The sequence below is a fragment of the Streptomyces odonnellii genome, assembly GCF_000981895.1.
In the GTDB taxonomy this organism is placed as follows: Bacteria; Actinomycetota; Actinomycetes; order Streptomycetales; family Streptomycetaceae; genus Streptomyces; species Streptomyces odonnellii.
In genome coordinates, this window is record NZ_LATD01000260.1 from 1 (window position 1) to 8887 (window position 8887).

General features: G+C 70.7%; 8 protein-coding genes. 5 read left to right on the plus strand and 3 right to left on the minus strand.

Going from position 1 to position 8887, the window contains the following annotated elements; genetic code table 11:
• Positions 1-190 (plus strand): ABC transporter ATP-binding protein (locus tag WH07_RS23260; RefSeq protein WP_046503382.1); only part of this gene is annotated, 190 nt, incomplete at its 5' end.
• 19 nt (positions 191-209) lie between these two features.
• Here the strand turns inward: WH07_RS23260 and aceB are convergent.
• Both aceB and WH07_RS23270 read right to left on the minus strand, forming a co-directional pair.
• The gene (gene aceB, locus WH07_RS23265; RefSeq protein WP_046503385.1) at positions 210-1841 is read right to left on the minus strand and encodes a malate synthase A; all 1632 of its coding nucleotides are present in this window, start codon (positions 1839-1841) and stop codon (positions 210-212) included.
• Between the two features lie 229 nt (positions 1842-2070).
• Positions 2071-2697 carry a nucleotidyltransferase family protein gene (locus tag WH07_RS23270; RefSeq protein WP_046503388.1) on the minus strand — a complete coding sequence of 209 codons (627 nt, stop codon included), beginning with the start codon at positions 2695-2697 and terminating at the stop codon, positions 2071-2073.
• A gap of 288 nt (positions 2698-2985) precedes the next feature.
• Between WH07_RS23270 and WH07_RS23275 the strand changes: the two genes are divergently transcribed.
• Positions 2986-3303: a DUF5955 family protein gene (locus WH07_RS23275; RefSeq protein ID WP_046503391.1), complete on the plus strand. Its 318-nt coding sequence runs from the start codon at positions 2986-2988 to the stop codon at positions 3301-3303.
• 40 nt (positions 3304-3343) lie between these two features.
• On the opposite strand, the gene WH07_RS23280 is transcribed toward WH07_RS23275, so the two are convergent.
• Complete coding sequence (locus WH07_RS23280) at positions 3344-4147, minus strand: IclR family transcriptional regulator (protein ID WP_046503393.1); 804 nt, start codon at positions 4145-4147, stop codon at positions 3344-3346.
• 477 nt (positions 4148-4624) lie between these two features.
• Between WH07_RS23280 and allB the strand changes: the two genes are divergently transcribed.
• The 3 genes from allB (at position 4625) to WH07_RS23295 (ending at position 8463) form a co-directional block, all read left to right on the plus strand.
• Positions 4625-5962 carry an allantoinase AllB gene (allB, locus tag WH07_RS23285; RefSeq protein WP_046503399.1) on the plus strand — a complete coding sequence of 446 codons (1338 nt, stop codon included), beginning with the start codon at positions 4625-4627 and terminating at the stop codon, positions 5960-5962.
• 126 nt (positions 5963-6088) lie between these two features.
• Positions 6089-7159: an allantoicase gene (gene alc, locus WH07_RS23290; protein ID WP_046503402.1), complete on the plus strand. Its 1071-nt coding sequence runs from the start codon at positions 6089-6091 to the stop codon at positions 7157-7159.
• Between the two features lie 110 nt (positions 7160-7269).
• Positions 7270-8463, plus strand: a complete 1194-nt coding sequence (locus WH07_RS23295; protein ID WP_046503396.1) for a cytochrome P450 family protein — start codon at positions 7270-7272, stop codon at positions 8461-8463.
• Positions 8464-8887 lie beyond the last annotated feature (424 nt).

The following is an 8887-nucleotide window of genomic DNA, read 5'->3' on the forward strand; positions in this document are numbered from 1 at the left end:
CCTCACCATCGCGATGGTCTCCCACGATCTCTCGGTGGTGGCGGCCCTGTGCGAACGTACGGCGGTACTGGAACGCGGCCGCATCGTCGAACAGGGCGACACCCCCGCGGTCCTCGGCACCCCCACCCACCCCTACACCCGCCGCCTCATCACCAGCGTCCCCAGACTCCCGTCGGCGAAGGAAGTCTGAGGCGCCGGCACACACACCGTCAGCCGCGGAGCCGTTCGTAGGCGGGGAGCGTGAGGAAGTCGGTGTAGTGGGGGTCCAGGGCCACCGTCAGCAGCAGGTCGTGGGCCTCCTGCCACGTGCCGGACGCGAAGGCCTCCTCGCCGATCTCGGCGCGGATCGCCGTGAGTTCGGCGTCGGCGATGCCCTGGGCGAGTTCCGGGGTGGCGCGCAGGGTCCGGCCGTCGTGGTCGAATTCGACGCCCGCGTTGATCCACTGCCAGATCTGGGAGCGGGAGATCTCCGCCGTGGCCGCGTCCTCCATCAGGTTGAAGATCGCGACCGCGCCCATGCCCCGCAGCCAGGCCTCGATGTAGCGGATGCCGACCTGGACGGCGTTGCGGAGGCCTTCGTAAGTGGGCCTGGCGTCGAGGGAGTCGATGGCGATCAGATCGCCGGCGGCGACGGAGACGTCCTCGCGCAGGCGGTCCTTCTGGTTCGGGCGGTCGCCGAGGACCGCGTCGAAGGAGGCCATCGCGATCGGTACCAGATCGGGGTGGGCGACCCAGGAGCCGTCGAAGCCGTCGGCCGCCTCGCGGTCCTTGTCGGCCTTGACCTTCTCGAAGGCGACCTTGTTGACCTCGGCGTCGTGGCGGGACGGGATGAACGCCGCCATCCCGCCGATGGCGTGTGCGCCGCGCTTGTGGCAGGTGCGGACGAGCAGTTCGGTGTACGCGCGCATGAACGGGGCCGTCATCGTGACGGCGTTGCGGTCGGGCAGTACGAACTTGGCGCCGCCGTCACGGAAGTTCTTCACGATCGAGAACAGATAGTCCCAGCGGCCCGCGTTGAGCCCGGAGGCGTGGTCGCGCAGCTCGTACAGGATCTCGTCCATCTCGTACGCCGCGGTGATGGTCTCGATCAGCACGGTCGCGCGCACGGTGGACCGCGGAATGCCGATGTAGTCCTGGGCGAAGACGAAGATGTCGTTCCAGAGGCGGGCCTCCAGATGCGATTCCGTCTTCGGGAGGTAGAAGTACGGGCCCTTGCCCAGCTCGATCAGGGTCTTCGCGTTGTGGAAGAAGTACAGGCCGAAGTCGACGAGCGCGCCGGGCACCGGCTCCCCGTCCACCTGGAGATGACGCTCCGTCAGATGCCAGCCGCGCGGGCGCATCACAACGGTCGCGAGCCGGTCCGCGTCCTTGAGGGCGTACGACTTGCCGGAGCGTGGGTCGGTGAAGTCGATGCGGCGGGCGTACGCGTCCTTCAGATTGAGCTGGCCCTGGACGACGTTCTCCCAGGTGGGGGCGAGGGCGTCCTCGAAGTCCGCGAGCCAGATCCGGGCCCCGGAGTTCAGCGCGTTGATGGTCATCTTGCGGTCGGTCGGCCCGGTGATCTCCACCCGCCGGTCGTCGAGCGCCTCCGGCGAGGGGGCCACGCGCCAGCTCTCGTCCTCGCGGATCGCCGCGGTCTCCGGCAGGAAGTCCAGGCTGGAGGTACGGGCGATCTCCGCGCGGCGCTCGGCGCGGCGGGCGAGCAGCTCGTCACGGCGAGGGGTGAACCGCCGGTGCAGCTCCGCCACGAAGGTGAGGGCGGCGTCGGTGAGTACCTCGTCCTGCCGGGGCAGGGGCTCGGCGTCGACGATGGCCGGTGACGGCGCGGGTGCGGACGACATGAACGGTCACTCCTTCACGGGCGGTGCCCGGCGGCCGCCGGGCACCTCGGACGGCACGCGGTGCCGTGGCACCGGGATACGGTCGTGGGCGCCGGGTGGGGGGAATGGGCGCTTCTGACCTGTGGATACTAGTTTTCTCATGGTGGAAGTTCAATGGTCTGTTGACATCGAGAATCTCAGGGTCGACAGATCATGACGCCGGGTGCCAGGTGCTCGCGGCGCGCCCCGCTCACTCCAGATGAGACAGATCTTCCTCCGTGTCGATGTCGTACGCCTGCGCGACATCCCCGCACTCGACCAGAACGATCTCGCTCTCGTGTGTCCGCAGATAGCCGCGCGCCCCGCGATCGCCCCGCGCGTCCGCCGCGATCTCCGCCCACCGGCGGGCGCCGAACAGTACGGGGTGGCCGCGCCGGCCGTCGTACGAAGCGGACACGAGCGCGTCGGGACCACTCCGTACGACGGCCGGCGCGGCCAGCAGCCGGGACACCGCCGCCGCACCGATCCCCGGCTGGTCCACCAGCAGGACGAGGACCGCGCCCGCGTCCGCACCGGCCAGTGAGGCGAGTCCCGCGCGCAGGGACGATCCCATGCCGTCGGCCCAGTCGGGATTGTCGACCAGTACGCATCCGGGCAGCTCGGCCCGGTGCCGTACCTCGTCCGCCGCCGCCCCCAGCACCACATGCACCGGACCGCAGCCTCCCTCGCGCAGGGCCCGCGCTCCATGTTCGACCAGCGGGCGGCCCCGGTGGGGCAGCAGCGCTTTCGGCCGGCCGCCCAGTCTTCGGCCACCGCCCGCGGCGAGCAGCAGCCCGGCGACGGCGCCGTGCCGCGTGGCGTCACGCGGGCCTGTCATGTCGTTGTCTCCTCGTTGTCTCCGCCTGGCATGGGCCCTGCATACAGCAGATGTCGCGTCCCCGCGCGGTGCGCCGGACGGCCGGACCCGAGTGATCAACAGGTGTTCCGTTCGCATTCGGTTCGCATTCCCGCCGTTTTCCGTCCGCGGAGTGGCGCCTACCGCGCGCGATGGCGTTAACTTGCCCGCGAACCTTGGCGCCTGACCACCGTCCTGGGATCGGAATATCAGCGCGAAGATGTGCCCTACACAAAAAAGTGCGGGCACGAGGGGAATGAGGGGGAAGCTTTGTTGCGGAGTGTGGGGCAGACGCCGGTGGCCGAGAAGGGCGAGGACCCGAGGCTGGCGGCGCTGAACGGAGCCGTTTCCCGGCTCCGGCGCGAGCTGGCCGGTTACCCGGTCGAGTTCCGGGACCGTGCCATCGCCGAGGACGAACTGGCGGCGCTGGCCGCGATGGTGGCGGGCGGCGCTCCCGAGATCGCCCGTATGCGCCGCTCGCTGCTGCTGATCGTGGGATCGATCGGCTCGGTCAGCGCGCTCGGTCCCGCGCTGATGAGCGTACGGAACGCGGTGGACCTGTTCGGGGACGTGCCGGGGCCGCGCTAGTGCCCCTCCCGGCAAGGGTTACGGCGTTGCCGCGTGGCTCTTACGACTGTGGCGACGTGTTCGCCAGCGCCTCCGCCAGGTCCCGCGCCACCTCCAGTAGCACCGGGACGATCTTCTCTGTGGCCTCCTCCGTCACCCGGCCCGCCGGGCCCGAGATCGAAATGGCCGCCGCCGTGGGGGAGTCGGGGACCGGCACCGCCAGACAGCGGACCCCGATCTCCTGCTCGTTGTCGTCGACCGCGTACCCCGAACTGCGCACCACTTCCAGGGCCGCCAGAAAGCCCTCGGGAGTGGTGATCGTCTTCTCGGTGGCGGCGGGCATGCCCGTACGCGCGAGCAGGGCGCGGACCTCCTCCGCCGGGGCGTGCGCGAGCAGGGCCTTGCCCACCCCTGTGGAGTGGGGCAGCACCCGGCGGCCCACCTCGGTGAACATCCGCATCGAGTGCTTGGACGGCACCTGCGCGACATAGACGATCTCGTCGCCGTCCAGCAGCGCCATGTTCGCGGTCTCGCCGGTCTCCTCGACCAGCCGGGCGAGATACGGCCGGGCCCAGGTGCCGAGCAGCCGCGACGCCGACTCGCCGAGCCGGATCAGCCGGGGGCCGAGCGCGTACCGCCGGTTGGACTGCTGGCGCACATAGCCGCAGGCGACCAGGGTGCGCATCAGCCGGTGGATCGTGGGCAGGGGCAGCCCGCTGCTGGCGGAGAGTTCGCTGAGCCCGACCTCGCCGCCCGCGTCCGCCATCCGTTCGAGCAGGTCGAAAGCGCGCTCAAGGGACTGGACGCCGCCGCTGGCGGCGGCTGATTTGGCGGCGTCGGTGGTGCTGGCGCTGGACGACGGCACGTCAACGGTCCTTTCGGGGCGGGCGAGGACAGGCAAGCAGCCTACCGGGGCGATTCTTCTCGGGGTCCTGCCCGGAGCCTCCTTGATCCTTTCGCGGCCCCCGCTTGAGCGAGCCGCGTTCTGCTTGGTGAAAAGCGAATTCCACCCTATGGAAGTCCATAAGTCTAGCGCGGCGGCGTCCCGGATGGGCTAGGTCCTGTCCGGTGGATCTTCGGGGATCAGGCCGCGGCGTCTGGTGCGGTATATCGCAAGGCGGAGGGTCAGCCTCGTACTGGGCGTACTCGGCTGACTCCGACAACGCAGCGAGGTGCCGTGCCGGGCGTCGCGGGCCCGCGAAGATCCGCCGGACAGGGCCTAGTCCCTGGAAATGTGGTCTTGACGGGCCGGGGCCCGGAGTGAAGACTCCTTCAACAGTTCGTTGAATTCTCGTTCGAGGGGCAGATCCGAGGGGCAGAGATGGCGGAGGTGCCGACAGCGATGTCCGGGGTGAGCCTGGTTCTGCGTTCGACGCGCGTCATCACGCCCGAGGGGACCCGTGCCGCCTCGATCGCCGTCGACGGCGGACGCGTCGAAGCCGTCCTGCCGTACGGTGCCGAGGTTCCGGCAGGGGCGCGGCTGGTGGACGCCGGGGACGATGCCGTACTTCCCGGGCTGGTCGACACCCATGTCCATGTGAACGATCCGGGGCGCGCCGAGTGGGAGGGCTTCCGCACCGCCACCCGCGCCGCCGCGGCCGGCGGGATCACCACCCTGCTCGACATGCCGCTCAACTCCCTGCCGCCCACCACGACTGTCGCCCACCTGCGGACCAAGCAGGAGGTGGCCCGTACCCGGGCGCATGTCGATGTGGGCTTCTGGGGCGGCGCGATCCCCGGCAACACCGAGGATCTGCGGCCGCTGTACGACGCCGGGGTCTTCGGCTTCAAATGCTTTCTGTCGCCCTCGGGCGTGGAGGAGTTCCCCGAGCTGGACCAGGAACAGCTCGGGCGCTCGCTGGCGGAGATCGCGGGCTTCGGCGGACTGCTGATCGTCCATGCCGAGGACCCCGGCGAACTGGCCGCGGCACCCCGGCGCGGCGGTCCCGCGTACGCCGACTTCCTGGCGTCCAGGCCGCGCGCCGCCGAGAACGCGGCGATCGAGAGCCTCATCGAGTGGGCGAAACGGCTCGGCGCCCGGGTACACGTACTGCATCTCTCGTCCTCGGACGCGCTGCCGCTGATCGCCGCGGCGAAGCGCGAGGGGGTACGGATCACCGTCGAGTCCTGCCCGCACTTCCTGACCCTCACCGCCGAGGAAGTCCCGGACGGGGCAACGGAGTTCAAGTGCTGCCCGCCGATCCGTGAGGCCGCCAACCGGGACGCGCTCTGGCAGGGGCTCGCCGACGGCACGATCGACTGTGTCGTCTCCGACCACTCGCCCTGCACGCCCGATCTCAAGTCCCCCGATTTCGCGGTTGCTTGGGGCGGAATCTCCTCGCTCCAGCTCGGCCTTCCGGCGATCTGGACGGCGGCGCGCGACCGCGGCCACTCGCTGGAGGATGTCGCGCGCTGGATGTCGTCGGGTCCTGCCGCGCTGGCGGGGCTGAGCCGTAAGGGCGCCATCGAGGCGGGCAGGGACGCCGACTTCGTGGTGCTCGCGCCGGACGAGACCTTCACCGTCGACCCGGCGGCGCTCCATCACCGCAACCGGGTGACGGCGTACGCGGGGAAGCGTCTGTACGGGGTCGTCAGATCGACATGGCTGCGCGGCGACCGGATCGTCCATGACGGTGTCTTCGCCGAACCCTCCGGCCGGCTGCTCGGAAGGAACGACTGACCGCGAAAGGAACAACTGACCGTGTCCGAAGCCCCGTCGGCCCCGTCACCCGCGCCCGACCCGTCCACCCGCTGCGATCCCGCGCCCGAATCCCAGGCGCGCCCTCCCTCCTTCACCGGTGACGCCCTGCCGTACGCAGGCGGCGATCCGTACGCCGACTACCGCACCGCCGACTTCCCCTTCGCCTATCTCCCCGACCTCGCCGACCGGCGGCTGGGGGCCGGAGTCATCGCCGCCAACGACGAGTTCTTCGCCGAGCGCGAGAATCTGCTCAAGCCGGAACGCGCCGAGTTCGAGCCCGGCCGCTTCGGGCACAAGGGCAAGATCATGGACGGCTGGGAGACCCGGCGCAGACGCGGCGCCGGCGCGGACCGCCCGTACCCCGCCGCCGAGGACCACGACTGGGCGCTGGTCAGGCTCGGCGCCCCCGGGACCATCTGCGGGATCGTCGTCGACACCGCGCATTTCAGGGGCAATTACCCGCGGGCGGTCTCGGTCGAGGGCACCTCGCTGCCGGGTTCCCCGTCGCCCGAGGACCTGCTCGCGAAGGAGGTGACATGGACGGCGCTGGTGCCCCGTACGGTCATCGGCGGCCACGCCGCCAACGGCTTCGTGGTCGCGGCCGAGGGGCGCTTCACCCACCTCCGAGTCAACCAGCACCCGGACGGCGGGATCGCCCGGCTGCGGGTGTACGGCGAGGTCGCGCCCGATCCGGAGTGGCTCGGTGTCCTCGGTACGTTCGACCTCGTCGCGCTGGAGAACGGCGGCCGGGTGGAGGACGCCTCCGACCGTTTCTACTCGCCCCCCGTCCACACCATCCTGCCCGGCCGCTCGCGCTCCATGGACGAGGGCTGGGAGACCCGCCGGCGCCGGGACCAGGGCAACGACTGGATCCACTACCGGCTGGTGGAACGGGCCGAGATCCGCGCGGCGGAGATCGACACGGCGTATCTGAAGGGCAACGCGGCCGGCTGGGCGGCGCTGTCCGTACGCGACGGCGCGGCCGGCGACTGGAGGCAGATCCTGCCCAGGACCCGCCTCCAGCCCGACACCAACCACCGCTTCGCCCTGCCGGCCCCCGTGATCGCGACGGAGGTACGCGTCGACATCTACCCCGACGGCGGCATCTCCCGGCTCCGCCTCTTCGGCTCCCTGACGGAGGACGGTATGCGCCGTCTCCGGGGCCGAAGCGTCTAGGTTCTGCGCAGAACGGCCGCAACGCCCTGTCCGGTTCGCCCGGTTGGCGCAGGGCGCGGATCCGGCCATCGAGGATGGTGGCCCGGGTGAGGGCCGCGTACGCTGGCCGGATGGCGGTCATCGAACTGGCTGATTACGGCCCGGACTTCAACGTCAATCCCTATCCGTACTACGCGAAGCTGCGGGAGGCGGGCCCCGTTCACGAAGTGCGGGCGTCGGACGGCAACCAATTCTGGCTGGTCGTCGGATACGAGGAGGGCCGCGCGGCCCTCGCCGACCCCCGGCTGTCCAAGGCGCTCGCCACCATGGGGTACGAGTCGGCCGACGAGGCGATCATGGGCCCGCATGTGCTGACCCTCGACCCGCCCGACCACACCCGGCTGCGGAAACTGGTCGCCCCCGAGTTCACCCCGCGCCGCGTCGAGGCGATGCGCCCCCGCATCCAGCGGATCACCGACGATCTGCTCGACGCGATGGTCCCCAAGGGGCGGGCCGACCTTCTCGACGCGCTGGCCTTCCCGCTGCCGATCATGGTCATCTGCGAGCTGCTCGGCGTGCCGTACGCGGACCGGGACACCTTCCGCGCCTGGACCAATGAGATCGTCGCGCCCACCACACCCACCGGCCAGCGCGACAAAACCGTCGAACTCTGCGCGTATCTCGACGAACTCATCGAGGACAAGCGCGCGTCCGGGCCCGCCGACGACCTGCTCTCCACACTGCTGCGCACCCGCGCCGAGGACGGCGACCAGCTCTCCGCGGCCGAACTGCGAGCCTGGGCCTATGTGCTGCTGATCGCCGGGCACGAGACGACCGTCAACCTGATCTCCAACGCGGTCCGCTCCCTGCTCGACCACCCCGCCCAACTCGCCGCGCTGCGCGCCGACTTCAGCCTGCTCGACGGGGCGATCGAGGAGACGCTGCGGTACGAGGGGCCGGTGGAGACCAGCACCGTACGGTTCACCACGGAGCCCGTCTCGTACGGCGACACGGAGATCCCGGCCCTCAGGACGGTCCTGGTCGCCCTCGCCTCGGCGGACCGCGACCCGGCCCGCTTCCCCGACCCGGACACCTTCGACATCCGCCGTTCCGGCACCCCCGGCCGGGGCCCGGGACATCTCGCCTTCGGGCACGGCATCCACTTCTGCATCGGCGCGCCGCTGGCCCGGCTGGAGGGCCGGATCGCGCTGCGCGCGCTGCTGGAGCGCTGCCCCGGGCTGGAGTTCGACCCGGCGGCGGGACCGTACGACTGGCTGCCGGGAATGCTGATCCGCGGTGTGCGCGAGCTGCCGGTGCGCTGGTAGGAGCGCGTCCGTACGGGAGCACCGGCAGCTAGGGTCTTTCGTTTGGGTCTGGCTGGATCAGGGAGCGCCCGCCGCGGGAGCGGCTGATGTCGGCGTTGGTGCCGTGGATCGCAAGGCGGAGGAGGGAGTCCACGCGGAGGGGGTACCTCCCACGCCCTTAAGGCTGTGGGGGAGTAGGCGACCGACGACAACGCGGCGAGGCGCGGTGCCAGGGGCCGCGAGCCCAGCAAGATCCAAACGACAGGCCCTAGGGCGTGTCTTCAAAGTAGCGTCGTCCGCCCGAAGGGCGGGCCCGGCGGCGTCTGGTGCGTGCGATCGCAAGGCGGAGGGTCGTCCTTGTACTGGACGTACTTGGATGATCCCGACAACGCGGCGAGCGTGCGTGCCAGGCGTCGCCGGGCAGACGGGACTTTGAAGACAGGGC

Bases quoted from the DNA above. Each gene is read 5' to 3' on its own strand.
- aceB (WP_046503385.1), bottom strand. From the start codon at position 1,841: ATGTCGTCCGCACCCGCGCCGTCACCGGCCATCGTCGACGCCGAGCCC.
- WH07_RS23270 (WP_046503388.1), bottom strand. From the start codon at position 2,697: ATGACAGGCCCGCGTGACGCCACGCGGCACGGCGCCGTCGCCGGGCTG.
- allB (WP_046503399.1), top strand. From the start codon at position 4,625: ATGTCCGGGGTGAGCCTGGTTCTGCGTTCGACGCGCGTCATCACGCCC.
- WH07_RS23295 (WP_046503396.1), top strand. From the start codon at position 7,270: ATGGCGGTCATCGAACTGGCTGATTACGGCCCGGACTTCAACGTCAAT.